This window comes from Borreliella afzelii, from assembly GCF_014202295.1.
GTDB classification, from domain to species: Bacteria; Spirochaetota; Spirochaetia; order Borreliales; family Borreliaceae; genus Borreliella; species Borreliella afzelii.
Genome location: NZ_JACHGM010000001.1, coordinates 158392 through 184798, shown reverse-complemented (window position 1 = coordinate 184798; position 26407 = coordinate 158392). Strand labels below are relative to the sequence as shown.

Here is a 26407-nt window from a genome sequence, read left to right as displayed (position 1 = left end):
AGATGATTTGTGAGGTAGTTTATTATGCTATTGAAGCTTAAATACAGGTTTGTTGGATTTTTATTATTGTTTTTAATTTTTATATTATTGCTTTTTTCTATGATTTTTAATTTTGTTTTATGTGGTTATTTAGAAGATTATTATAAGCAACTTACAAGGGCGCAATTAAGAAGAGCAGCTTTTTCTACACAATCTTTTTTGGACACTTTGTATGTTATAGTCAGTGGTGCAGCTTCTAATTTGGCACTTGAAACCATATCAGAATTTGCAATTTATGAGAATAGAGGAAAAGATTTCTCTGAGTCTGAATTGATAGATTTAAGAAAAAATCCAAAATTTGTTATTGATTCTGTAAAGGTGAATAAAAAATATCGACAATACTTATACAATTTTATGGCCAATCTTAAAAATGATACCTTTTTTGAAGAATTTGCATTTTTTGATTTTGAAGGAAGAATAATTGTTAGCACAAGGCATGAAAATAATATGGATTTTGGTCATTCTGAGGCTAATACCAATTATTTTAAAAAAGCGGTTGAGGATTATAAGCAAGACCAATTAAAATTTATAGGTTGGTATTCAAATCTTTCTGAAGGAATATCTGCAGAGGTTGCCATTAGGTCTAGGCAAAGCGAAAAAAAGGCTTTTGCAATAATTGTTCCTGTATATTCTCCAGAAGATAAACTTGTTTGTGGGTATTTGGCCGGATATTTGCTTAATGATGTTTTGGCAGATAGTTTTGATAGATTTAGATTCGGTTTTTATAAAAGAGGCAATTTTATTTATGTGGATCCTAATAATATAGCAGTTAATCCTTTTGAAGAATACAATGAAATTAGTAGGGTTAGTTCTAAATTTTTAAATACTCTTAAAGATGTTTTTTCTAAGCCACCTCTTTTATCAAATATTCCTACCGAAGTTTCGGTTTATACTATTGATAGAATATTTTTCCCCGAAATGGGAGAGGAATGTTATTATGCACTGTTGCCTATAAGTAGTAAATTGGGAGAAAAAGGTGGAGTACTTATTGCTAGACTTCCTTATAAAGATATTTACGGAGTAATATCTAGCATAAGATTCCAGTATGTCTTATATTCTGCCTTAGGCATTATTTTATTAAGCATTGTTCTTTTGGCAAGAATAGATAGGGTTATTAGTTTTCGTTTAAACGCAATTAGAGTTTTAGTTCAAGATATGGTTAATGGAAGTTTAGATAAAGATTATGCTCTTGATGATGGCGATGATTTTTCTGATGAGCTTAGTATGCTAAGTCTTCGGGTTGTGAAAATGAAAAAAGCTATTTCTGTAGCAATTGCGAGTGTTTTGAGAAATATTAGCTATGTAAATAAGGCAAGTTTAGAGGTTGCCAGTTCGAGTCAAAATTTAAGCTCTAGTGCGTTACAGCAGGCATCTGCTCTTGAAGAAATGTCAGCTAATGTTGAGCAAATAGCGTCAGGTGTTAATATGAGTGCGAATAATTCTTATGAAACAGAGCAAATAGCTTTAAAGACAAATGAAAATTCCCATATAGGCGGTAAGGCTGTTGAAGAATCTGTTATTGCTATGCAAGATATTGTAGAGAAAGTTAGCGTTATTGAAGAAATAGCCAGAAAGACCAATTTACTTGCTTTAAATGCGGCTATTGAAGCTGCAAGAGCGGGTGATGAAGGAAAGGGATTTGCTGTTGTGGCTAGTGAGATTAGAAAGTTGGCTGATCTTAGTAAAATTTCGGCTCTTGAGATTGGAGAATTAGTTGAAGATAACTCTAAAGTAGCAACTGAAGCAGGAGTGATCTTTAAAGAAATGTTACCTGAAATAGAAGAAACAGCTAATCTTGTTAAGAAGATTTCAGAAGGTAGTTCTAAGCAGAGCGATCAGATTGCTCAATTTAAAATGGCTTTAGATCAAGTTGGAGAAGTCGTACAGTCTTCAGCTTCAAGTAGTGAGCAACTTTCTAGTATGTCCGATAAAATGCTAGAAAAGTCTAAGGAACTCAGAAAATCTGTATTATTTTTTAAAATTAAAGATTCTAAGATTGAAAATCTGGAGGATGGTGAGTATGATTTCAGATTAATGGATTGTCCTGAAGATTCTTTTAAAGATGAAAATCAAGATTTAAAAAGTAATGGAATTTCGACTTTAAATGGTAGTAGGCATAATAATCATTCTTTAAGTATTGAGCCTGAGCCTTCTGTAAGAGCTATTAATAAGCGAGTTGATCCTAAAAAAGCTATCGATATTGCTGATAAGGATTTAAATTTTGATGATGATTTTTCAGAGTTTTAGAGTTTATTTTTTGTAAAAGAGGTGGTTAGTATGAAGCTGAAAGCTAGGATGTTGCTACTTGTTCTTATTCTTATAGCATTCTTTATATCAATTTTATTTTTTGTGTTTGGAATGTTGATTAATAGTAAATTAGTAGATCAGCAGTTTGATCTTATGATCAATCTTATTGGAAACATTAAAAGTTCTTTTAACCTTTATATTTCTTCAATGGAAGAGAAAGTTAGGGTTAGTTCTATGTATTTCAATTCTGCTGAAAAATTTGATGAGTCTAGTAAAATTAAATCCAAAAGGTTGGGTTTTATTTCAGATCAATCTGAAATTCTTGTTCAAAGTGGTAGTAATATGATGGTTACAAACAAAGAAGGTGAAATAGTTTTTACTACTGCTGTTAAGGATAATAGTGATTTTGGCAGATCTATTGGGGATAGAGAATATTTTACAAAACTTAAAGAATCTCAAAGTATTGTTTACAATTCCTTTGTCATGTTGGCAGATCCTGGGTCTATTGAAGAATCTTTGGTTAAAAACATTTCCAAGATAAAAAATAAAAAAGGCCAGATTCCTTACATATTAATAGGTATACCATTAAGAGATTTTGGCACAGGCGATATTTTTGGTTATTTTATGTTTTTTTGTTCAATGGATTATATACATAGATCTTTTAGAGGGATTAATTTTGGAATACTCTCTAGCGGTCGTGCGTTAGCTTATGATACTACAGGTAGATTATTAGTTCATCATACAGTATTACCAGGCGATGTTTTGACGGATCTTAGCGCCTCTTATTCTAATATTCTTAAGAAAACATCTGAAGATTTATTGCAAAAAAATAAAGAAATTTCAACTGTTTACTATTATGATCCTAATAGCAGTAAGAAATATGTGGGAATTAGTCAAAAGGTGTTATTAAACTTGTCTAATAGTAAATTTATCCTTTTAATGAGAACCTCAGAGGATGACTTTTATTATATGTCGCGAGCTACATCTTTAATCTTGGGTATTAGCTTTGTATTTACATTACTCATTCTTGCTATTGCAACTCTTTATCTTGTGAAAAAATTGAGCGCTTCTTTGAATAAGATATTGGAATATTCTGAGCGACTTGCTTCTGGTAATTTTACTGCCGATGTTAATTTTGGCAAGTGGGATACTGTAGAGTTATATAGCTTGTACGAAGGCCTTGAGCAATTGAGAACTAATTTTTCTTCAGTTGCGAAAGGGGTCATTGAAAACCTAGATTACCTTTATGAAAATGCGATTCAAATAGCAAATGCAAGTCAGAATTTAAGTTCTGGCGCTGTTGAGCAGGCATCTACTTTAGAGCAAATGACAGCAAATATTGAGCAAATATCACAAGGTGTTTCTGAGAATACTGAAAATGCATCTACTACTGAAAAAATTGCTGTTAATACTAATGAAAGAACTAAAGAGGGGCATAAATCTGTTGTTAAAGCTATTGAGGCAATGACTGTAATTACTGAAAAAATTGGAATTATTGATGAGATAACAAGACAAACCAATTTACTCGCCTTAAATGCCTCGATTGAGGCTGCACGAGTGGGAGAAAAAGGCAAGGGATTTGAAGTGGTGGCTGCTGAGGTTAGAAAGCTTGCGGATCAAAGCAAGGAATCAGCAAGAGAGATTATTGATATTGCAAGCAGAAGCTTAACCGTTGCAAGTCGAGCTGGAGAAAATTTTGAACAAATAGTTCCCGGTATGGAGCAAACAGCTAGACTTGTGAAAAATATTTCTAATGAAAGTTCTAAGCAAAGCGTTCAAATAGAGCAATTTAAAAATGCAATAGAACAGGTTAGTCAGTTGGTTCAGACAACAGCTTCAAGTAGCGAAGAGCTTTCTGCAATGTCTGAGAAAATGTTAGAGAGTGTAAAAGATTTGAAAGAATCTGTTGATTACTTTAAGATCGAAAAGTAAGTAGAAGATTTTTCAATCTTCTATAACTTTTTGGCGGATTATTATTCTATGACTTTAAAAATTTTAGCACCCCCTAGGCATTCTGTGTTTTTATAAAAAATTGCAAATTGTCCTGGAGAGATTCCATAATCTTTTTTATTTAAAGAAATTTCAATTAAGTTCTTTGCAATAAGTTTTAATTTGCACGAGTATTTTTTTTCTCCATGTCTTATCTTAATTTTGAAATTTTCAAAATCCGAAGGTGTGTCATTTATCCAATGTATTTCATGAACTAAAAATTTGCGTTTTGCTTGTTTTGAATAATTCTCGTTATGGGAGATGTATATAATATTTTTTTCTAAGTCTTTTTCTATGACGAACCACGGTCCATTGCTAAGCTTTATTCCTCTTCTTTGTCCAACTGTAAAAAACCAATATCCGTTGTGAGTTCCTATTATTTTTCCTGTTTCTTTTTCAATTATATTGCCTTTTTTCTCGCCAAGATGATATTTGATAAATTCATCATATTTAATTTTTCCTAAAAAACAAATACCTTGACTATCTTTTCTATTTTTGTTGGGCAAATTTATATTTTTAGCTATTTGTCTTACTTCGCTTTTAAGCAATGTTCCTAATGGGAAGTATAGTTTTGACATTTGTTTTTGAGAGAGATGAGATAAAAAGTAACTTTGATCTTTAATTTTATCTTTTGCCTGTTTTAAAAAAAATTTTTTATCTTTTGTTTGTATTTTGGCGTAATGTCCTGTGACAACCAAATCATATTGTTCATTGATTTTCTCAAAAAACGCTCCGAACTTTATTCTTTGATTACAAAAAATATCCGGACTTGGAGTATTGCCATTTTTTAGTTCTTTAATAGTATAGCTTACCACTTTGTTATAATATTCTTTTTGAAAGTTTATTATTTCATACGGCACATTGAATTTGCTGCATACAGCTTCAACATAATTTAAATCTTCTTGCCAAGGGCAGCTTCCAATATAAGACAGTTCATCTTCAAGCCAAATTTTTAAATAGTAGCATTTTATACTTGTATATCCTTTGTTTATAATTCTATAAAGGGCAACAGAGCTATCAACTCCTCCAGATAAAAGTACGGCTATTTTCATGAATTTACCTTTTTAGGTTTTATTATATAAGATTTTGCTAATTTTTGTAAATTATAATATAATACTTAAGTCTATTATTAATGCGGTGGGGGATATATGAAAATAGGTATTAGTGATATTAGAATTTTTTTACCTTTGAATTATTTAGACTTTTCTGTCCTTTTGGAAAATTCTTTATATTCTTCCAATGAAGTTTTTTTAAAAAAAATCAATAGAGCAATAGATGCAACTTTACAAAAAGGTTTTAGGTTTACCAGTCCCAATGAAGATAGTGTAACCATGGCAAGTTCGGCTGTTAAGCTTATTTTTGATAACAATGATCTTGATTTAAGTAAAATTAGGATGCTTTTGGGTGGAACTGAAACAGGGGTTGATCATTCAAAGGCAATTTCTTCTTATGTTTTTGGCGCTTTAAAGCAGTCTGGTGTTTGTCTAGGAAATAATTTTCTAACTTTTCAAGTTCAGCATGCATGCGCTGGTGCTGCCATGTCTTTGCATAGTGTAGCAAGTGTTTTAAGCCATTCTAATAATTCTGAATACGGCATAGTTTTTTCTTCAGATATTGCGCATTATAGCAATCTTACTACGGCTGAGATTACCCAAGGAGCTGGCGCAACTGCAATTTTGGTTGAAAAAAATCCAAAGCTACTTTCGATCAATTTATCTGAATTTGGAGTTTATACCGATGATGTTGATGATTTTTTTAGGCCTTTTGGAAGTATTGAGGCTAAAGTGCGCGGTCAATATTCAGTTGAATGTTATAATAATGCAAACGAAAATGCTTTAAGAGATTTTGCTGTCAAAAAGCAGCTTAGTATGAAAGATTTATTTTCTAATTACAGATTTATTTTGCATGTTCCTTTTGCCAAGATGCCAATAGATTCGATGCATTATATTTTAAAAAAATATTACAGTGATGATGAATCTGTTAGAAATGCTTATTTAGAATCAATAGATTTTTACGATGGGGTTGAAGCTGCTATGGAAGTGGGGAATTTATATACAGGTTCAATTTTTCTATCTTTAGCATTTTATTTAAAAAGAGTGTTTTCCAAGAAAGATATTACAGGAGAAAAGATATTGTTTTGTTCTTATGGATCTGGCAATATTATGGTTATTTATGAATTTACCATTGAAAAGGGCGCTTTTGATGTTGTTAAATTATGGGATCTTGATAAGCTTTTAAAAAATAGGAATAATGCAAATTTTGAAGAATATAAAGATTTCTTTCAAAATAAAGTAGTTCCTGGTGAATCTAGAGGATTTTATTTGAAAGAACTAAGGGATGATGGATACCGAGTGTATGGGTATCGAGCCTAATATATTAGAAAATAAAAAAAGGCATATTGATATTTGTTTAAATAAAAACGATGTTAAAAGTGGCTGCAATTTTTTAAGCTTTGTTAAGCTAAAACATAATGCTCTTAGTGATTTTAATTTTTCTGAGATAGACATAAAAGAAGAAATATTTGGATACAATATTAGCATGCCTGTTTTTATTTCTTCCATGACAGGAGGCGGTAAAGAAGGAAATGATTTCAATAAATCTTTAGTTAAAATTGCAAATTATTTAAAAATTCCTATTGGGTTAGGTTCTTTTAAGCTTTTATTTAAGTATCCCGAGTACATAAGAGACTTTGCTCTTAAAAGGTATGCTCATAGTATCCCTTTGTTTGCCAATATTGGTGCTGTTCAGATTGTTGAGTTTGGTATTTCTAGAATAGCTGAAATGATCAAGAGATTAGAAGTTGATGCAATTATTGTTCATCTTAATGCAGGGCAAGAATTGATGAATGTTAATGGAGACAGAAATTTTAAAGGAATAAAAGAGTCAATAGCTAAATTATCCAACTTTATAAGTGTTCCATTGATTGTTAAAGAGACAGGTTTTGGGATTTCTCCAAGTGACGTTAAAGAATTATTTCAGCTTGGTGTTTCTTATATTGATCTTGCGGGGAGTGGCGGAACCAATTGGGTTCTAGTAGAAGGCATGAAGGGTAATAATCTAAATATTGCATCTTGTTTTTCTGATTGGGGTATTCCTTCGATTTTTACTTTACTTAGCATTGATGATTCTCTAAAGGCTAATATTTTTGCATCTGGTGGATATGAGACGGGCATGGATATTGCTAAGGGCATTGCTCTTGGAGCCAAACTTATAGGTGTTGCAGCAGTTGTTCTTAGAGCTTTTTACGATTCAGGAGAAGATGCTGTATTTAGTCTTTTTTCTGATTATGAGCATGTTTTAAAAATGTCTATGTTTTTAAGCGGAAGCAAAAGTTTGTCAGATTTTAGAAATAATAAGTATTTTTTGAGTAGTTATTTACTTGCTGAGTTTGGAGTCTTTAAGCAATTTTATGGAACTTAGTAAAAATTTTAGACATAAAAGTGTTTTAGAAAAAAGGCAAGAGATAAAAAATTTTTTGGGATTAACTTTTAAAGATTTTTTTTATAATAATGCCAATGAAGATTTTCTTTTTAATATGATAGAAAATTATATTGGATATTTATCTTTTCCTATTGGAATTGTAAAAAATCTGAAAATAAATGGTAAATACTATTCTTTACCTATTGCGACAGAAGAATCTTCTGTTGTTGCTGCCTTAAATTTTGCGGCAAAAATTCTTGAAAATGCTAATTTAAGTTATTCGTTGGGTGAAGTTTTGGGAATTTCTCAAATTTATGTAAAATCGGAAAAAGATTTAAGTAAAATTTTTATTGATCTTGGTGATAAAGTTAAGACCTGGATTGAACCTCTTTTAATCAATATGAATCAAAGAGGAGGTGGATTTAGAAGATTGTCAACTAGCTATATTAAAGAACTTGGTATTCAAAAATTAAATATTTATTTGGATACTTGTGATGCTATGGGTGCTAATTTGCTAAATTCAATTGCAGAGCGTGTAGCAGAATGTATTTTTTTAGAATTTGGATATGAATGTGTTTTAAAGGTTTTAAGCAATGATATTTCTGAATTTACAACCAGGGCCCGTTTTGTTTTGGATTTTAAGTATCTGCTAGCAAGCAAAGAGGATTCTTGGAATTTGGCTAAAAAAATTGAACTTATTTCTAGCATAGGTTTCTACGAAGAGGAGCGAGCTGTTACTAATAATAAAGGTATTATGAATGGAATTACAGGTGTGTGTCTTGCGACTTTTAATGATACAAGAGCGCTTGAGGCTTCTGTTCACAGATTTGCTTCAAAAAGTGGTAAATATCTTCCTCTTAGTAGATTTTATACTACCGATAATGCTTTGATTGGAGAAATTGAAATTCCTTTGCAAATTGGAATTAAAGGCGGGGTTACATCTTTTAACGAAGCTTCAATTTTAAGCTTTAGAATTATGAATGTAAATAGTAAGAGTGAATTTATTGGCATTCTCTCTTGTGTGGGACTTGCTAGTAATTTTGCTGCATTAAGGGCTCTTGCATTTAATGGGATTCAAAAGGGGCACATGAGATTGCATGTTAATAAAATATTCTGTCTTTTAAAGACAAAATATAATATTTCTGATTTTGAGAAAGACAAATTATTATTAGAAATGGAAAGAAAGAATATTTATTCTTTTGATTTTGCTTTTAAAGTTTTAAAGAAAATAAGGTTAGAGAATGAAAGTAAAGTGTAAAGCCAATGCAAGCTTGGCTTTAATTAAATATTGGGGAAAGAAGGATGTTTTTTTAAACATTCCAGCGACTTCTAGTCTTGCTGTTAGTGTTGATAAATTTTATTCAATAAGTGAGCTTGAACTTTCAGATCGAGATGAAATAATTTTAAATTCAAAGCCAGTTATATTGCAAAATAGAGAAAAGGTGTTTTTTGATTATGCAAGAAAAATTCTTAGTGAACCGAATGTTAGATTTAAAATTAAAAGTGAAAACAATTTTCCAACAGCAGCAGGCCTTGCAAGTTCAAGTTCAGGATTTGCTTCTATTGCTGCTTGTATTTTGAAATATTTTGATAAATATTCTTTTAATAGTGCATCTAATCTTGCAAGAGTAGGATCAGCTTCTGCAGCAAGGGCTATTTACGGAGGGTTTACTATTTTGAAAGAAGGTTCAAAAGAATCTTTTCAATTAAGAGATGAATCTTATTTTAATGATTTGCGCATAATATTTGCCATAATTGATAGTAGTGAAAAAGAATTGTCCTCAAGAGCCGCAATGAATATTTGCAAACACCATGGATTTTATTATGATGCTTGGATTGCTTCTAGTAAAAAGATTTTTAAAGATGCTTTATATTTTTTTTTAAAAAAAGATTTTGTGCATTTTGGAGCAACTATTGTAAAAAGTTATCAGAATATGTTTGCTTTAATGTTTGCATCTTCTATTTTTTATTTTAAAAATAGCACAATAGATTTAATTAAATATGCCGCTTATTTAAGAAATAAAGGAATTTTGGTATTTGAGACAATGGATGCGGGTCCCCAAGTGAAGTTTCTTTGTTTGGAGAAAAATTTAAATACTATTTTAAAAGGACTTAAGCAGAATTTTACTGACATTGAGTTTATTGTTTCAAAGGTTGGATGTGACTTAGAATGGATTTGATTAGTTTTTCTGTGCCTGGAAATTTGCTTTTAATGGGGGAGTATACTATTTTAGAGGAAAGAGGATTGGGGGTGGCAATTGCCATCAACAAAAGAGCATTTTTTTCTTTTAAAAAGAGCGATTCTTGGCGTTTCTTTAGTAAAAAGAAAGAGATGGATGATTTTTCTTTAATAGAAAATAGAAATGATTTTGTTTTTAAAATGTTTGCTTACTTAAATCAAAATTGTTTTTTCAACCTAGAAAGCTTTGCATATGATGTGTATATTGATACAAGTAATTTTTTCTTTAATGATGGAACTAAAAAGGGATTTGGCTCAAGCGCTGTTGTTGCTATTGGCATAGTTTGTGGACTTTTTTTCATTTATAATGCTACTAATGTTGTTGAGAAAAGTGAAATTTTTAAATATTGTTTGGAAGCTTACAGACATTCTCAAGGAGGAATAGGTAGTGGGTATGATATTGCTACTAGTATTTTTGGAGGTGTTGTTGAGTTTGAAGGTGGTTTTGCGCCCAAATGTAGACAACTAAATGCTGTAGAGTTTAATGATTTTTATTTGATGCAGGGTTTGCAAGCGGTTAAAACCACCGATTCTATTTATGAGTACAATAAGCATAGAGATTCTATTTTAGATTTTATATTAAAATGCAATTCAGAGATGAAGAAACTTGTTTTAAATGTTGGTAGTTCTAAATCTGCCTTGATTTCTAGCTTAAGAAAAGCTAAAGAATTAGGCTTGGCAATTGGGGCGGCAATAGGAGTTCCTGCAGCTTTGCCCCCAAGTTTTGCGCACCTTCAGTATCAATGTGATTTGATTAAAGCTTTGGGGGCTGGAAATGAAACTTTTTTAGTTTACAAGCCCAATATCGAAGCTTTTGATTTACCAAAAATTATTCCAATTGTTTTAGAGCACGAAAGTATTAAGTTTGAAAGCGGTAAATGTTAAAAATAAGAAAGCCTGCTAAAATATTGTTCTTGGGTGAACATAGTGCTGTTTATGGATTTCCAGTTATTGGAGCTACAGTTCCAATTTATATGGATCTGGTTTATAGTGTTTCTAAAAATTGGAAATATTTAGGGAAACCTAATGCCAGATTAGATAGTCTGATAAGTTTTATTGTTTCAAATTATGGCAAGGTTAATCCGATTGAGTTTACTGTTCTTTCTGAAATTCCTATTGGAGTTGGTCTTGGGTCTTCTGCTAGTCTTAGTTTGTGTTTTGCAGAATATATTAAAAGTCATTTTGAATATAAGGATTGTAATAAACTTTTGTTGGCAAATCAAATTGAAAACATTTTTCATGGAAAATCTTCTGGAATGGATATTGGACTAATTAATCTTGGTGGAACTTTTTATTTAGATAAAAAAGAAGATGTTTTAAATTCAAGAAAAGTAAAAGATTCTGGTTTTTATTTTTTAATAGGAGCGATAAAAAGAGATTTTACTACTAAAGAAATAGTTGTTAATTTAAAAAAACAGTTATTGTCTAATTCTGATTTATTTGTTTTTATTGAAAGGCTTGGTCTTACTGTAAGCAATGCTTATGTTTCTTTTCAGAATAAGGACGTATATTCTTTGGCTAATGAGATGAATGTTGCACACTATTGTTTAAAGCGCTTAGGATTGTCTAATGATGTTCTTGATTGGCTAATAAGTGAGGGGATTAAATTGGGCGCTCTTTCCGGGAAGTTGAGTGGTTCTGGTAAAGGGGGAGCTTTTATTTTTCTTTTTGAAAGTCGGGAAAAAGCCAATATAGTTCAAAAAGAATTAAATAATATGCTAAAAAATTCTAAAATAAATTTGGTTTTAGAGTTGAAAGTAATTGAAGTTTAGGCTATTTTGGGCCCAGAGAGATTCGAACTCCCGACATCCTGCTTGTAAGGCAGGCGCTCTGACCAACTGAGCTATGAGCCCTTTTTGCTAATAAGTAGTATACAGTATAAGCTTTAATAGTGTCAATTCTTATCTTTTCTTTTTCCAAAAAGAACTACAAATATATTTATATTGTTATCCGTTTTTAATCTATAGCCACCTATTTTAGTGGTATCTGTATTAATAAGAGCTTCTTTGTGGCTTGGGCTATTAAGCCATGCATCAACTACTCTGTTAAGTTCAATTCCTGATGCTAGTATTTCTCTTGTTAAATTAAAGGATTTATCGTATTTGTGTATTCTTTGCATTGGGGTTGTGCCAAAAAGGGTATGAGTTAGTGTTTTATTTTCACCCAGTTTGATAGCATATTCTTTTGCAACTTTTTCAAGAATATCATCTATTTCTAGATGGTTTAGATTCAAATTTTTTCTCAATTTAGCAATTTCTGAATATAGGATTTTCATATCTTCTTTTGTATCTATTGGATGTATTGTATTTAAATTGCATGCTTGGGACAAAGATAGTGCAAAAATCAAAATCAATTTTTTCATTAAAGATCCTTTTTATTTATTATAGTATTGAAATTATAATTATATCTCATTATGTATTATAATGATTGTATCAAGGAGATAGTTATGGAAAAGTATTTAAGTTATATAAAAAAGGATGATTTAGAAGAAATACACTCAAAATTACAAGAACTCCTGGCAAGTTTGCATATTTTTTATTCTAATTTAAGAGGTATTCATTGGAATATAAAAGATACCAATTTTTTTGTTATTCACAAAAAAACCCAAGATCTTTATGAATATATTGAAAAGATTATTGATATTATTGCAGAACGTTCAAGAATGCTTGGCTATGATTCTGAATTTAGATATTCTGAGTTTATGAAAAAATCCTTTATTAAAGAGCTTAATATTGAATCAACTTCTAATTTTTCACTTTCAATGCAAAGCATTGTTTCCAGCCTCGCTGAGATTTTGAAAAATATTTTTGGAATGAGAAAATTGATTGATACTGCTTGTGATTATGGTACTGCTAATCTTATAGACGACATCATGAGTGATCTTGAGAAGTATTTATGGATGCATAAGGCATTGCTTGAAAATTGTGATTGTGTTTGTCACGATGATAACAAATGTTGCGAGTGTGATATAAAATAACAATTTTATTAAAAGGTTTGACTTATGCTAATGTTTAGTTTGTCTATATTAAGCTTGTAGTTGTTGTTGGGGATTTATGGGTATTAGAAATATTGGAATTATGGCTCATATTGATGCTGGCAAAACTACTACCACCGAAAGAATTATTTATTATACTGGCAAAAGTCATAAAATGGGAGATGTGGATTCTGGAAATACTATTACTGACTGGATGCCTCAAGAGCAAGAGAGAGGAATTACTATTAGTTCAGCTGCTATTACTTGTCATTGGAAAGAGCATCAAATAAACATTATTGATACTCCAGGGCATGTTGATTTCACAGCAGAAGTTGAAAGATCTCTTCGAGTTCTTGATGGTGGTATTGTCATTTTTAGTGCTGTTGATGGAATTCAAGCTCAAACAGAAACTGTTTGGAAACAGGCAGAAAAATATGAAATTCCACGACTTGCTTATGTTAATAAGATGGATAGAGTAGGTGCTAATTTTTTTAAAGTTGTGGAAGATATTGAAAATAAGTTTAAAACTATTCCTTTGGTTTTGCAAATTCCAATTGGAAATGAAAGCAATTTTGAAGGAGTAGTTGATATTATTTTAAATAAAGAACTTCATTTTGCAATGAAAAATGGAATTCCAAAATTAACTTATAGTCAAATTAGGGAAGAATTTATTGAAAAAACAGCTCTTTTTAAGAAAAAGTTAATAGACATTCTTAGCCAATTTAGTGAAGAGATTACTCAATTGTTTCTTGAGGATAAGGAGATTAGTTTAGATGTTATTAAGAGTGAGATTAGAAGAGGTACTATTTCTAGATTTATTATTCCTGTTTTAATGGGGACTAGTTTAAAAAATATTGGAATAGAACCTTTGATTGATTCGATTGTAGATTACTTACCAAGTCTTTTTGAAAAAAGTTTTACTGCTTTTTCTTTGGATACAAATAAAAAAATTTTAGTTGATCCTAATGAAAATAAAAAATTGTCAGCGCTTGTTTTTAAAGTTCAATATTCAAGTGTAATTGCTGCGCATCTTTATTTTGTTAGAGTTTATTCTGGTGAGATTAATTCTAATAAAAAAATTTTCAATGCTTCAAATGGCAAGCGTGAAAAGTTTACAAAAATTTTTAGAGTTTTTTCAAATAAAAATGAACAAATAGATTTTGTAAAAACCGGTGATATTGGAGCTGTTTTAGGATTAAAGTTTTCTGTTACCGGGGATACTCTTATTGAAGAAAATAATAATATTTTACTTGAATCTGTTATGTTTCCAGAGCCAGTTGTTTTAATGTCTGTTGAGCCTGAAAGATCATCAGATGAGGTTAGACTAAAGGAAATTTTTGAAATAATTTCCAAAGAAGATCCTACTTTTAGCTATTCTGAGAGCAAAGAAACAGGGCAATTGATTATATCTGGAATGGGTGAATTACATCTTGAGATTATTTTAACAAGAATTAAAGATGAATTTAATCTTAATGTTTATACAGGAAAACCTCAAGTAAGTTACAGAGAGAGTGCAGGTAAAATTGTAAAAGAAGTTTTTGAGTTTAATAATATCTTTGCTGGTAAAAATATTAATTTTAAAATTGGAATGATCATTAAACCTTTATCACGGGGTGAAGGAAATAAAATCGATTTTGAATGTAGCATTGATTCTACAATTAAGTCTGCAATATTGAGAGGAATTACAACTACATTTGTAAGTGGAGCTTTTGGATATCCTATTATTGATATTAATATTAGCATTTTTTCTATTGTTTGTGAGACTAGTAAGATTAGCGAGAGTGTTTTTGAATCAATTTCGGGATTTGCTTTTCATAGTATTTTTCAAAAATCAGACCCTATTAGACTTGAGCCAATAATGTTATTGGAAATTAGAACACCTATTGAGCATACAGGAGAAATTATTTCTACATTAAATGTTATAGGGGGCATTATTCATTCAGTTAGCAATATTGGAGAGTATGATTTGATAAAATCAGAGGCCGCTTTTGAAAAACTTTTTGGTTATGCTTCTATTTTAAGAAGTTCTACCAAAGGGAGAGGCAGTTTTACTATGGAATTTTCTTATTTTAAGGAAAAAGTAAGTTAAAGTTATTGGTTTTTAAGGTAAAATGGTTTTTCTTGTGTTTATTATTTTTTAAATCCAATCAATTTTTATTGATGAGTTTTTATGTAAAAATGAATTTGTTCCTTTTTTTGTTAAGCTGTGAATTTTTAATAGTTTATGAATGTTATATTATGATGTAAAATATTTTTTAGCCTTATAAAGGCATGTTTGTCTTTTGAGAATAGATAGAATATTGTATTGGTTTTTTTAATATGATATTTTATAATATTTTTTTATTTTAAAAATAAAGGAGGTATATTATGCAAGGTGAAAATATGGTTTCAATTAGAGGTGGCAATAGAAGAAAAATTCTTCTTAGTTTGAAGAATATGCAATATTCAAGAACAGACTTAGCTCGTAAGTTGACCTTAACAAATGCTGCAGTTACTATTTTGACCAATCAAATGATAAAAGAAAATCTTTTGATTGAAGTTGGTTCTAGAGTGTCTGATATTAAAAAACATGGACGAAAAGAAATACTTCTCGATATTAATAAAGATTATGCTTATTCAATGGGAGTTATTATTTCTAGCAATTATTTTCAAATAGGTATTGCTAATCTTAAATGCGAGGTTTTAATAAGTGAGACTCATTCTTTTGAACCTCCAGTTAGTGCTTATGATATTTTAGAAAAAATAAAAGATCATATGATAGAAATTATTTGGAAACATAATTTCTCAAGAGATAAGTTTATTGGTTTGGGTTTTAGTATTACAGGGTTAATAAAAGATAAAGAATCAGGTATTGTTAATGACAGTTATGGAGCATGGATTGAAAAAGATGTCCCTGTTAAGAGAATACTTGAAGAATATTTTTCACTTACAGTTTATCTTGAAAGCTATGTCAAGAATTTATCTCTTGCTGAATTTATGGGTAAAAATGTAGATAATATTATGTTTTTTGACTACACAGATACCGCTGAACTTTCGATTTGGTCAGGCGGCAATGTTTATCCTGGTTATAATAATAAGTCAGGTATGGTTAGTCACATGATAATTGATTATGAAGGAGAAAAAAATTGTCCAACTTGTGGTAATAAGGGCTGTGTTAATATGCTAATATCTAATTTTGCTTTGCAGAGATTGATTTCAAAAGAGTTTATGAATGGTGAGATTCCTGAGCTTTATGAAAAGTATGAGGGTAGATTAAAAAAGGTTACAATATATGATGTTTTTTCTCTTTATGAAAAATATGATTTTGTAAATAAAATTATGGCGGATACGGTTAAATACTTAGCAATAATTATTATCAATATTCAAAGAATGCTTGATTTTAATTATTTAGTACTTTATGGCCAAAGTTTTAAATTAAAAGCTTTTTTTGATTTGTTAAAAGAAGAAATTAAAAAGCGCAATAAAGAGAATATAGTGCTAAAGCTTAGTTCATTAGATACCGAAGTTTCTGTTGTTGGACCTGCTTCTAGTGTTATTTTTAATAAGTTTTATTTGACAGGAGGAGATATTGATTAATATTGCCTTTTTTTGTATCTTATATTTGATAAGATTATTATTGAGAATAAGGGTTATTTTTAATGCTTGAAAGTTTGGGGTCGAATTTTAAAAATTTTATAAACTATCTTTCTGGAAAATCTACAATAAATGATAAAAACATTGCAGAGGCTATTGAGATTATTAAAAATTCTTTAGTTGATGCTGATGTTAACTTAAGAGTTATAAGGCGGTTTTTAAATTCTATAATTGAAGAATCCAAGGGAGTGAAGGTTTTAAGAGGCATTGATCCTAAATCTCAGTTTATTAAAATTGTCAATGATAATCTTGTTAAATTTTTGGGAGGCAAAAATTATGAGCTTAGCTTGCATCCTGTCAATAAACAATCTTATATTCTTATGCTTGGACTTCAAGGTTCTGGCAAGACCACAACATCTGCTAAGCTTTCTTTAAGGCTTAAAAAAGAAAATAGAAAAGTGCTTCTTGTAGCTGCTGACACATTTAGGGCAGCGGCTGTAGAGCAGTTAAAAATACTGGGTAGTCAAATAGGTGTTCCAGTATTTTCACTTGAAGGGGAAAAAGATCCTATTAAAATTGTTAAAGCGTCTATGAAGTTTGCTGAGTCTGAGTTTTTTGACTCTGTAATAGTTGATACTAGAGGACGGCTTGAAGTTGAATCTTTATTAGTTGAAGAGATAAAAAAAATCAAGGGGATTTTGCAGCCCACAGAAACCATTTTAGTGGTAGATTCTATGATGGGGCAAGTTGCAGTAAATATTGCTAAAGAATTTAATGAGAATGTTGGACTTACTGGCGCAATATTTTCTAAGTTTGATTCAGATACTAGAGGGGGTGCTGTACTATCGTTTAAAAGTATTTGTGCAGTTCCTATTAAATTTGTTGGTGTTGGAGAAAAACCTGAAGATCTTGATTCCTTTTACCCAGAAAGAATTGCTTCTAGAATTCTTGGCATGGGTGATGTTGTTAGTCTTGTAGAGAAGGTTCAAAGTGTTGTTGACAAAGAAGAGGCTATTAGGCTTGAAGAAAAAATTAATAAAGCTAATTTTAATTTTGAAGACTATTTAAGCCAATTTAAGCGCATAAGACAAATAGGGGGGTTTTCTAATTTTGCAAGTTTTTTACCAGGTGTTTCAAAATCAATGTTAAATGTCAATAATCTAAGTGAAGAAAGTTTTAATAGAGAAGAAGCTATTATTCTTTCTATGACTAAGAAAGAAAGAACAAACCCGGTAATTTTGAACAATCCCTCAAGAAAAAAAAGAATAGCCTTGGGAAGTGGGACAACTATTTTTGATGTTAATAAGCTCATAAAAAAGTTTAGTCAAACAACTTTGATTATGAAAAAGATGAAAAATAAAGATTTTCAAAATAAGATTGCAGCCCTTTTGGGAAAATAAGGAGGAATAAATTTGAGCGTTAAGATAAGATTGAAGAGAATGGGGGCCAAAAAAAGACCTTATTATAGGATTGTAGTTATGAATTCTACTTCTCCTAGAGATGGTAGAGCAATTGAAGAACTTGGTTATTATCACCCTGTTGAAAAGCAAAACCAAATAAAAATTAAGGAAGATAGAATGAAAGATTGGATAAGCAAGGGAGCAATTTTAAGTGATACAGTAAAAATGCTTTTAAAGAAAAACAACTTGAATGCGAAAAGTCAGGAGGTTTAAATGAAAGAGTATGGAAATGAGATCGAACTTATAGAGTTTGTAGTAAAGTCTCTTGTAGATAAGCAAGATGAAGTAAAACTAAATGTAATTGAAGGAGAAAAGTCAACTATTTTAGAATTAAGGGTTTCTCAAAGTGATGTAGGCAAGATAATCGGAAGACGAGGTCGTATTGCACGAGCTATTAGAACTTTGCTTGGGGCTTGTGCTGCCAAGACCAATAGGCGAGTGCAATTGGAAATTTTAGATTAATTTATGTTTATTAAAGGCGTGATATTATCGTCTTATGGAGTTAATGGGTATGCTAGGATTAAAAGCATATCCAATAATTTTTGTGATTTTATTAACCTAAAAAACAATAAGGTTCTTTTGAAAAAAAGCAATGGTTTTGCCATTGAAGTTAAAGTTATAGATGTTAATATAAAAAGTAATTCTTTATTTTTGAAGTTTGAAGGGATTGATGCTCCAGAGTCAGTTAAGCCTTTGATTGGTTTTGAATTGTGGGTTGATGATTCGCTTGCATCGAGCTTGAAAGAAGGTGAATATTATTTGGGAAAATTAATTGGCTATACTATTGTTAATGACAATAGAAAGCTAGGGGAAGTTGTAGCTTTTTTTGAATATTTAAATAATGTATTTCTTGAGGTCAAAGTGGGTATTAAATTTTTTTTTATTCCCTTTTTGAATATTTATATTGGAAATATAGATGCGGGAGAAAAAACAATTGAGCTTAAGGTTTTAGATCTTTTAAGATGAAATTTACAGTTATATCCCTTTTCCCAGTAATAATTAAACCGTTTTTTGAAAATTCAATAATGAAAAAAGCTATTAACAAGGGAATAGTAAGTTTTGAGCTTGTTGATGTTAGAGATTTTTCAAAAGATAAACATAAAAGATGCGATGATTTGCCTTACGGAGGCGGTGCTGGGATGGTATTAAAGGCTGAGCCTATGTTTTTTGCTCTTGAGCATGTAGAAGCTGCCAAGAAAACAACAATATTTTTAAGTCCTTCTGGCATAAAGTATACCCAAGAGCTAGCGTATTCCTTGTCAAAAAAAGAAGAAATTGTTATAATTTGTGGAAGATATGAAGGAATTGATCAGCGTATTATAGATTTGTATGTTGATTTTGAGATTTCTATTGGAGATTATGTTTTATCTTCAGGAGAGATTTCAGCTCTTGTTTTAATAGATAGTATATATAGGTTGCTAGATGGAGTAATAAATCCCAATTCTTTATTAGAAGAATCATTTGGTATGAAAAATGGGTTACTTGAATATCCTCATTATACTAGACCTTATAATTTTATGGGGATAAAGGTTCCAGAGGTTCTTGTTTCCGGGCACCATGAGAATATAAAGAATTGGAGGCTTTTAAAAGCTATAGAAAAAACTAAAAAAAATAGATATGATTTATACCTTAAATATTTAGAGATAATAGGAGAAGATAATGGATTTGATAAGAAAAATTGAAGCTCAAAATAAGAAAAATGAGGCTTTTGTCTTTAATGTGGGAGATACTGTGAAGGTTGTTTATAAAATTATTGAAGGTAATAATGAAAGGTTGCAGAGTTTTGAAGGAATTATTATTTCTTTTCAAAATAAAGGAATTGGCAAAACATTTTTGGTTAGAAAAATTTCTTCAGGAATAGGTGTTGAAAAAATTTTTCCAGTGTATTCTCCTATTATAGAAAAAGTTGAAGTTTTAAGAAGAGGAAAGGTCAGAAGGGCAAAGCTTTATTATATGAGAAATAGAATTGGTAAAGCTGCTATGAAGATAAAGGAGCGTCTTAATTTTAAAAGAAGTTGAGCATTAGTTTTTAAGCTATTTTAAATATTTTAGTAAATTGGGTCATAAGATAAAACAAATTATATTAAGGTTAAGAGTAAAAATTATTTTTTGAATGATCTTTTGTTTTGTTAATCTTTGTTTAAGATTTAGGCTTTTATTTTTTTAAAAATAATTTTGTCAAACTCTATCTTATATTTGTTACGATTAAAAGAATTAATTAATCATTCTTATTAATTTCAATGCAGATTTAATTGCACTTTTGTATTTTAAAAGCTAAAGATTTAAAATTTTGATTTGTTGAAAAACTTTCAAGTTATGTAGGTAATTTTGTCCTTAAAATTTTGTTGTTATTTTTTAGAGGGTAAATATTTATTTATTATTGTTAAGGAGAGTTGATTTTGAAATATACTCAAAGTAAGTTTAAGGGGAGCAATCTTCAAAAATTTAATAAGCGTTTTTATGGTGTTAAAAATAAAAGATTAAATTCCGAGAGTAAAAGTCAAAATGTTGCTCCGTTAAACAGTTTTAATAATAGATTGACTGTTTTGAATGCAGATAAACAAAATGTTTTTAAAGGCAAATCTAGAAGAAAAAATATAAAATTTAGAACAAGAATAAATCTTGATATTGCTTGTGCTATTTGTGAAAAAAAAATAAATGATCTTATTTTTAGTATGTCTTTAAAGGTTGAAAATGAAGATAAGCCTGTTCATTTTGATTGCGTTATCAACAAATTAACGGTTGAAAATAATCTTTCAAGTAATGAAAAATTAGTTTATAAGGGTGTTGGTAAATTTGTTATTGTGGATACATCTTCTAGAGGAGAATATTTATATTTCAAGATTATTAAAGAAATTGAATTTGAAAATTTAGAAGAACAACCAATATGGCGCAAAAAAATTCTTAAAGATATTAATAGAGGGTTTAGGCTTTCTTGATATGAAGGTGGCAGTTTTTCCCGGATCTTTTGATCCAATTACCTGGGGTCATATTGATTTAATTAAAAGATCATTGGCTATTTTTGACAAAGTTGTTGTTTTGGTAGCTAAAAACAAATCAAAAAAATATTTGCTAAGTGATATTGAGAGGTTTACTCTTACAAAAGATGTTATTTCGTCTTTAAATTTTTTAAATGTATTTGTAGATAGTTATAGTGGGTTTATTGTTGATTATGCATTAATTAATTCTATTAAATTTATTGTTAGGGGAATTAGGGCTTTTAATGATTTTGATATAGAGTTTGAGAGATATCTTGTTAATAATAAGCTCAATTTTAAAATTGATACTATATTTTTGCCAAGTAGTGCGGAGCATTTATACGTAAGGTCAGATTTTGTAAAAGAATTGATGAGGAAAAAGGATGTTGATCTTTCTCATTTTGTTCCAGAATTGGTGTTTAATAGATTGAAATCTAAGTTTATTGACAAATGACTTGGTTAATATATATATTATTAAGATAATTTAATGTAGTTTAAAAGTAGTAGGAGAAAGTAATGGCTGTTCCAAAATTTAAGCCTTCAAAATCTAGGAGTAGAACAAGGCGTAGTATAAACATGCGGAAGAAAATTCCACAATTTCAGGAATGTTCTAATTGTGGTAATCTTGTAGTGAGACACAGAATTTGTTTAAAATGCGGATATTATAGAAATAACCAATATCTAGAAATAAGTTTGTAGTTTGTGGCAAGGAAGGTATATTCATGGATAATGATGAAATTTTTAGCAAGGTTAGATCTATTATATCTGAGCAGCTTGATAAAAAAGAAGATGAAATTACTATAGACTCCAGATTTGTTGAGGATCTTAATGCAGATAGTCTTGATATTTATGAGCTTTTATATTTGCTTGAAGAGGCTTTTGATGATAAGATCCCGGAGAACGAAGCCAATGAATTTGAGACGGTAGGCGATGTTGTTAATTTTATTAAAAAGAGAAAAGGTTGATGAAAAAAAATTCTTCCGATTTTTGTTTTAGTAATGAAAGAAAAGCTCAATTAAGTGAATTTTTGGAAAATTTGAGCATTGATTTTAATAATTTTGATTTATTAAATACAGCATTGAGTCATTCGTCGTATTCTAATGAGTTGGATCAAAAATCCGACAATAATGAGAGATTGGAATTTTTGGGAGATTCTGTGCTTAATTTGATTATCACTGATCATCTTTATAAAACTTATCCAAATAAGAGTGAAGGAGAGCTTAGTAAGGCTAGATCTTATATTGTTAGTGAAGATTCCCTATCTAGTATTGCTAGAGAGATTGATCTTGGTTCTTATATTTTGCTTGGCAGGGGAGAGGAGAGTAATGATGGTCGCAACAAAAAAGGCATTCTTGCAGATGCTATTGAGGCTTTTGTAGGTGCTATTTATCTTGATAGTGGGTTTTTAATAGCAACAGAATTTGTGGTTGGACTTTTTGACATGTATATACGATTGATGTTTAATAGGGGAGATTTTAAAGATTATAAGAGTTTGTTGCAAGAATATGTTCAAAAGAAATATAAAATCTCACCAAATTATAAGCTAGACAAGGAAATAGGTCCAGATCATGATAAAGTTTTTTGCGTTGAACTTTATGTTGGAGAAAAGTTTATATCAAATGGAAAGGGCAAATCTAAAAAAGAGGCCGAAATGAGAGCGGCTGAGGTAGCTTTAAAAGCTATGGAAGATATTAATCTTTAAGGTTTTTATTTTTTTTATAAGATAATTTTTAGTATTAAGCTTGGGGTTTTCAATTACATAGCTTAGTAGTATGTTTAAAATTTTACCGATATTTTTGTCTTCTATTTGTATGATATTTTGAATATCTTTACCATTTATTTTCAAATCTTTTAAAGAGAGGGGACTTTTTAGTAATTTTTTTCTTTTTATGTTTTTTGTTATAAATAAATATTTCTTCTTTTTTCCTTTGAGTGCCTTGTATATATCAATTATTTCTTTATAATGTTCTCTTGTGCTTTTACTAAGCAAATATCTAATATCACTTAATTTTTTGACATTAAAAATATTGTTATTATCGATTATGCTTCTATAGAATAAAATTAACTTAATTTCTTTATTTGAAAATTTAAGTGAAGTTAAGTTTTCTTTTAGTTCTTTTATAGGTTTTTCAATTGTCAATATAGTGATTGCCTTTAGATAAAATTTGTCTTTGTTAAGCAGGACAGTTTTTTTGATTAATTTTGTTTTTATTTCTAGATTGAAAAAATTTTTAAAAAAATCAACTTTTTTAAGATAATAAATTCCTTTTTGTATATTTACACCTTCTAACAATTTCTGAAATTCATTTTTTATTCTTTCCTTTGAAATCATTAAAATATTTTCTTTTTTATATTTCATTGAAATTAAAGTATTTTTTTCAATATTAAAATTAAGTGTGGATGAAAATCTTGCTGCCCTTAGTATTCTAAGTGCGTCTTCTTCAAACCTTTTATTTGGGTTTCCTATACATCTTATTATTTTCTTATTAAGATCTTTTTTTCCATCATAGCAATCTATTATGTTAAAGTTAAAAATATCCATTGCAATTGCATTGATTGTAAAATCTCTTCTTTTAAGATCTTTAATTAAATTTTTAGTATATTTTACTTGTTTAGGGGCTCTTTTTTTTTCATATTCTTTTTCTATTCTATATGTAGTGATTTCAAAGATTTTTTTGTTAAAAATAATACCAATTGTGCCGTGTTTTATTCCTGTTTTAATATTATTTGGAAATAACTTTATTATTTCTTCGGGAGTTGCATTTGTTGCAAAATCAAAATCACAAGGTTGTTTATTAAGCAGCAAGTCTCTTAAAGCGCCTCCAACCAAATATAATTCGTAGTTGTTTTTTTTAAATATTTTACCAATTTTAATTATATTTTGATTATTCTTTCCTAGATTCATATAAAATTATATTATAGTGTAAATATTTTTTTTCTAAAATTGATTTACAATTTTAATTTATTTGAAGTATGTTATAAGTAGTGCTTTTATTTTTTTAAATGGTTTTATTGGGGTTTTATGAGTGGTAATAACAATAGTGTATATAACGCTATAGGTCAGCTTTCAAGAGAGACTAAAAATAGGTTGATGAATGATATAAGAAAAAGCTTAGGTTTGAATTCTTCCGAGTTTGTTTTGCCCAATTGTAGTAATGAGCCTGATGTTGATTCTCAGCTTGAAAAATTTCTTTCAGGGCGTTTAATGGAAGAATCATTTCTTATGAGAATGTGGCTAACTATTTTAAATTTTTTTCAGAAGGACAAAAGTAGAGAAGATATTTATAAAGTTTATATTATAAAAAACTTAGAAAATCAAATTAATGAAATGTGTAAAAATCCAGTAATAGATTTTAAGAGGCAATGTTTGTATATTGGTTTTGTAGAAATGTTTTTTAGTGTTTGCCGATATTCAATGGAATTGAAAGAATTTTTTAAGAAATTAGAAAAAGGTGGCATTGTTGTTGAGCAAACTATTTTAGAACTTATTCAAAATAAAGTTATTCATTCTAAGAAAAATTTGGAAGATTTTTTGGATGAAGGTGAATATGAGCTTTTTTTGAAAAAAGAAAAGACCCAAAACGATTTAGAAGAATCTCTTAAGATCAAGATAAATGAGTATATTAATTCTATTTCATCTAATACTTACAAAACTGTATCTGATATGTTTGAGTTTTATTATGTTTTTAATAGTTTGGCGTTTTTCCCTTACAAATCTTTTTTTTCATTTTTCAATGTAGATCTTTTAGATAATGTTGAAAATATTAGTATCGTTGATCTTGAAGTTGGATTTGGAACCAGCTTTTCAAGTGTTAGTAAGTATTTGAATTATTTTTTTGACATTTTGTATACATTAAAAGATATTGAGATAGATGAGGATATTGTTAAAAGTATTATATCAAATTATTTTTTAATATCCGATGATATTAGTAATTCAGAAGTAATTTCAAGAGAAGATCATTTATCTCGAGTAGAATATGTATTAAAAAATGTTTTATCTGTTCTATCTAAGATTGTTGGCTTGTCGAGAACTTTACCTTATTTAGATGTTTTTAGAGTATATTGCAAAAATCCGGTTGCATCTCCTAAAAAATATGTACCCTTTTTTGATGTGAAAAATTTTTATGAGAATATTTTATTTTTAAATGTTATGGGCCAGGCTATTGAAAGGCGTGATAGTTCTTTAAAAGTTCTTGTAATCAAAGAAATAAAAAGTCTTTTTAGAGATCCTAGTATAATTTTAAATTTAAAGGGTGAGATTTTTAATGAATTAAATCTTGGTCACTATAGTTTTAAAAAGTTATATTTTCTTAATTATTTTTTCAAAAACATATATGATGTTAGAATGATGGAAGTTATAAGAACTATAAATAATGTCGTATTAATTAGTAATCATGATTTGAGAAATATATATGTTGATATTGAAAATAATATTACTGTTTTAAAAAAAGAAATTTATAATATTTACTTTGAGATTGATTATAAAAATGAAGAGTTTGAAAGGCACAAAAGAGAGAGTAAAATTGATGACTCTTATAAGGAAAGGATTTTGAAGTGGTGTTTAAATGAATCGGGTTCTATTGATAAGATTTCAAATAGATTCGTAGATTATTTTATTGAGCTTAAAAAGAGATGTTTGGCTCTCTTAGAAAATCAAAATGTTTTTATTCGAAAATCTTTAACAGTTGCTTACAAGTCGCTGGCAAACGAAAATAAAAAAATTACATTAGCTGATGTTATTGGCAATCTTTTAGAAATTATTAATCAAGCACTTTTTATAATAAAAAATTTATAAATTTCATGCAAGTTTTTAAAGTAAAAAATATAAGACGTTTTTCAAATTTTATTAGAATCTTGGTTATTGTATTATTTTTAAATTCTTTGTTGAGTTTATTTGTTTTTTTGGCTGGTTCTTACAATATTTTTGTTTACAATTTTCAGAAATTTTATCTTGATCTTACTATTATTTTAAGCTCTGTTTCTTTTGGACTTGAATCTACTAGGCTGATATTTTTTTATTTATTAAGAAATAAAAAAATTAATTATTATTTAATTTTAATTTTTAGTTTTATGGTATTTTTTTGCGCTCTTGTTTTTAAAATTTTTCTTTCTAGCAATAAATAATTGATAAGAAGATTGTATTAATTATTTGCCATTATTCTATTGACTAATGAATTTTATTTTTATAAACTAACTATTAGTTTGTTATTTGCCGACTTAGCTCAGCTGGCCAGAGCAGCGGTCTTGTAAACCGCAGGTCGTCGGTTCGACTCCGACAGTCGGCTTTTAGGGGCGGTACCGAAGTGGTTAACCGGGGCAGACTGTAAATCTGTTGGCTTTGCCTACGTGGGTTCGAATCCCACCCTCCCCAATTTATTGAAATTACAAGTGATTGCCTTTTTATAATTTTTTGATTGTGATCTTTTAAATGTGTTATATCGGTTTATTATGGTGCTTATATTTTTGTCTATTTAGAAAAGTTCTTATT

Annotated in this window: 27 protein-coding genes and 3 tRNA genes; 26 read left to right on the top strand and 4 right to left on the bottom strand. The window is 29.3% G+C overall.

The genetic code is table 11. The annotated features are described in order from the left end of the window. Positions 1-24 precede the first annotated feature (24 nt). Both HNP63_RS00835 and HNP63_RS00830 read left to right on the top strand, forming a co-directional pair. A complete protein-coding gene (locus HNP63_RS00835) occupies positions 25-2286 on the top strand; it encodes a methyl-accepting chemotaxis protein (protein WP_073999059.1) in 2262 nt (753 codons plus the stop codon). Positions 2287-2316: 30 nt separating this feature from the next. Beyond that, on the top strand, positions 2317-4218 hold the full coding sequence (locus tag HNP63_RS00830; RefSeq protein ID WP_004789978.1) for a methyl-accepting chemotaxis protein: 1902 nt from the start codon (positions 2317-2319) through the stop codon (positions 4216-4218). 41 nt (positions 4219-4259) lie between these two features. Here the strand turns inward: HNP63_RS00830 and mnmA are convergent, their stop codons facing one another. Beyond that, positions 4260-5327 carry a tRNA 2-thiouridine(34) synthase MnmA gene (mnmA, locus tag HNP63_RS00825; protein WP_015055739.1) on the bottom strand — a complete coding sequence of 356 codons (1068 nt, stop codon included), beginning with the start codon at positions 5325-5327 and terminating at the stop codon, positions 4260-4262. Positions 5328-5423: 96 nt separating this feature from the next. Between mnmA and HNP63_RS00820 the strand changes: the two genes are divergently transcribed. The 6 genes from HNP63_RS00820 to mvk are packed head-to-tail and all read left to right on the top strand — an operon-like array spanning position 5424 to position 11706. Then, a complete protein-coding gene (locus HNP63_RS00820) occupies positions 5424-6647 on the top strand; it encodes a hydroxymethylglutaryl-CoA synthase (protein ID WP_183226980.1) in 1224 nt (407 codons plus the stop codon). After that, positions 6631-7695: a type 2 isopentenyl-diphosphate Delta-isomerase gene (gene fni / locus HNP63_RS00815; RefSeq protein WP_183226978.1), complete on the top strand. Its 1065-nt coding sequence runs from the start codon at positions 6631-6633 to the stop codon at positions 7693-7695. Before HNP63_RS00820 ends, fni begins: the two co-directional genes overlap by 17 nt. Beyond that, positions 7685-8953, top strand: a complete 1269-nt coding sequence (locus HNP63_RS00810) for a hydroxymethylglutaryl-CoA reductase, degradative (RefSeq protein WP_004789778.1) — start codon at positions 7685-7687, stop codon at positions 8951-8953. Before fni ends, HNP63_RS00810 begins: the two co-directional genes overlap by 11 nt. Further along, complete coding sequence (gene mvaD, locus HNP63_RS00805; RefSeq protein ID WP_011601167.1) at positions 8937-9875, top strand: diphosphomevalonate decarboxylase; 939 nt, start codon at positions 8937-8939, stop codon at positions 9873-9875. Before HNP63_RS00810 ends, mvaD begins: the two co-directional genes overlap by 17 nt. Beyond that, positions 9866-10819, top strand: coding sequence for a GHMP family kinase ATP-binding protein (locus HNP63_RS00800; protein WP_183226976.1), 954 nt, complete (start codon positions 9866-9868; stop codon positions 10817-10819). The genes mvaD and HNP63_RS00800 overlap by 10 nt, the downstream gene beginning before the upstream one ends. Continuing rightward, on the top strand, positions 10813-11706 hold the full coding sequence (gene mvk / locus HNP63_RS00795; protein WP_048830684.1) for a mevalonate kinase: 894 nt from the start codon (positions 10813-10815) through the stop codon (positions 11704-11706). The genes HNP63_RS00800 and mvk overlap by 7 nt, the downstream gene beginning before the upstream one ends. Positions 11707-11713: 7 nt before the next feature. Here the strand turns inward: mvk and HNP63_RS00790 are convergent. Beyond that, positions 11714-11787: transfer RNA gene (locus tag HNP63_RS00790), tRNA-Val, on the bottom strand. 41 nt (positions 11788-11828) lie between these two features. Next, positions 11829-12296, bottom strand: a complete 468-nt coding sequence (locus HNP63_RS00785; protein WP_011601170.1) for a BB0689 family surface lipoprotein — start codon at positions 12294-12296, stop codon at positions 11829-11831. A gap of 84 nt (positions 12297-12380) precedes the next feature. Here HNP63_RS00785 and HNP63_RS00780 point away from each other — a divergent pair, with 84 nt between their 5' ends. From HNP63_RS00780 to rnc, 14 genes are all read left to right on the top strand, one after another. Continuing rightward, entirely contained in the window at positions 12381-12911 is a 531-nt protein-coding gene (locus HNP63_RS00780) for a Dps family protein (RefSeq protein WP_004789752.1), read from the top strand. A 76-nt stretch (positions 12912-12987) separates the two neighbouring features. Further along, positions 12988-14997, top strand: a complete 2010-nt coding sequence (gene fusA, locus HNP63_RS00775) for an elongation factor G (protein ID WP_183226974.1) — start codon at positions 12988-12990, stop codon at positions 14995-14997. A gap of 278 nt (positions 14998-15275) precedes the next feature. Then, positions 15276-16484, top strand: a complete 1209-nt coding sequence (badR, locus tag HNP63_RS00770; RefSeq protein ID WP_004790061.1) for a host adaptation transcriptional regulator BadR — start codon at positions 15276-15278, stop codon at positions 16482-16484. Between the two features lie 62 nt (positions 16485-16546). Beyond that, complete coding sequence (gene ffh, locus HNP63_RS00765) at positions 16547-17881, top strand: signal recognition particle protein (protein ID WP_014486410.1); 1335 nt, start codon at positions 16547-16549, stop codon at positions 17879-17881. A gap of 12 nt (positions 17882-17893) precedes the next feature. Beyond that, positions 17894-18154, top strand: a complete 261-nt coding sequence (gene rpsP, locus HNP63_RS00760) for a 30S ribosomal protein S16 (protein WP_048830687.1) — start codon at positions 17894-17896, stop codon at positions 18152-18154. Continuing rightward, positions 18155-18403 carry a KH domain-containing protein gene (locus HNP63_RS00755; RefSeq protein ID WP_004789492.1) on the top strand — a complete coding sequence of 83 codons (249 nt, stop codon included), beginning with the start codon at positions 18155-18157 and terminating at the stop codon, positions 18401-18403. 3 nt (positions 18404-18406) lie between these two features. After that, complete coding sequence (gene rimM, locus HNP63_RS00750; RefSeq protein WP_044052281.1) at positions 18407-18907, top strand: ribosome maturation factor RimM; 501 nt, start codon at positions 18407-18409, stop codon at positions 18905-18907. Then, entirely contained in the window at positions 18904-19623 is a 720-nt protein-coding gene (gene trmD / locus HNP63_RS00745; protein WP_004789936.1) for a tRNA (guanosine(37)-N1)-methyltransferase TrmD, read from the top strand. Before rimM ends, trmD begins: the two co-directional genes overlap by 4 nt. Continuing rightward, on the top strand, positions 19601-19960 hold the full coding sequence (rplS, locus tag HNP63_RS00740; protein WP_004789448.1) for a 50S ribosomal protein L19: 360 nt from the start codon (positions 19601-19603) through the stop codon (positions 19958-19960). Before trmD ends, rplS begins: the two co-directional genes overlap by 23 nt. 380 nt (positions 19961-20340) lie before the next feature. Further along, positions 20341-20880 (top strand): hypothetical protein, encoded by a 540-nt coding sequence (locus tag HNP63_RS00735; RefSeq protein ID WP_004789553.1) that lies wholly within the window; start codon positions 20341-20343, stop codon positions 20878-20880. Between the two features lies 1 nt (position 20881). Then, positions 20882-21373 (top strand): pantetheine-phosphate adenylyltransferase, encoded by a 492-nt coding sequence (coaD, locus tag HNP63_RS00730; protein WP_004789809.1) that lies wholly within the window; start codon positions 20882-20884, stop codon positions 21371-21373. 62 nt (positions 21374-21435) lie between these two features. Beyond that, entirely contained in the window at positions 21436-21618 is a 183-nt protein-coding gene (rpmF, locus tag HNP63_RS00725) for a 50S ribosomal protein L32 (RefSeq protein WP_011601176.1), read from the top strand. 23 nt (positions 21619-21641) lie between these two features. Then, on the top strand, positions 21642-21884 hold the full coding sequence (acpP, locus tag HNP63_RS00720) for an acyl carrier protein (protein ID WP_004789379.1): 243 nt from the start codon (positions 21642-21644) through the stop codon (positions 21882-21884). Beyond that, a complete protein-coding gene (gene rnc, locus HNP63_RS00715; protein WP_011601177.1) occupies positions 21884-22621 on the top strand; it encodes a ribonuclease III in 738 nt (245 codons plus the stop codon). The genes acpP and rnc overlap by 1 nt, the downstream gene beginning before the upstream one ends. Here rnc and HNP63_RS00710 read toward each other — a convergent pair. After that, positions 22592-23824 (bottom strand): CCA tRNA nucleotidyltransferase, encoded by a 1233-nt coding sequence (locus HNP63_RS00710; RefSeq protein WP_004789514.1) that lies wholly within the window; start codon positions 23822-23824, stop codon positions 22592-22594. The two genes, rnc and HNP63_RS00710, sit on opposite strands and share 30 nt — an antisense overlap. 117 nt (positions 23825-23941) lie before the next feature. Between HNP63_RS00710 and HNP63_RS00705 the strand changes: the two genes are divergently transcribed. From HNP63_RS00705 to HNP63_RS00690, 4 genes are all read left to right on the top strand, one after another. Beyond that, positions 23942-25714 carry a DUF5312 family protein gene (locus tag HNP63_RS00705; RefSeq protein ID WP_183226972.1) on the top strand — a complete coding sequence of 591 codons (1773 nt, stop codon included), beginning with the start codon at positions 23942-23944 and terminating at the stop codon, positions 25712-25714. A 5-nt stretch (positions 25715-25719) separates the two neighbouring features. Continuing rightward, positions 25720-26043, top strand: coding sequence for a hypothetical protein (locus HNP63_RS00700; protein WP_004790056.1), 324 nt, complete (start codon positions 25720-25722; stop codon positions 26041-26043). Between the two features lie 87 nt (positions 26044-26130). Further along, positions 26131-26204: transfer RNA gene (locus tag HNP63_RS00695), tRNA-Thr, on the top strand. A gap of 4 nt (positions 26205-26208) precedes the next feature. Continuing rightward, positions 26209-26290, top strand: a tRNA-Tyr gene (locus HNP63_RS00690). Positions 26291-26407: the final 117 nt, after the last annotated feature.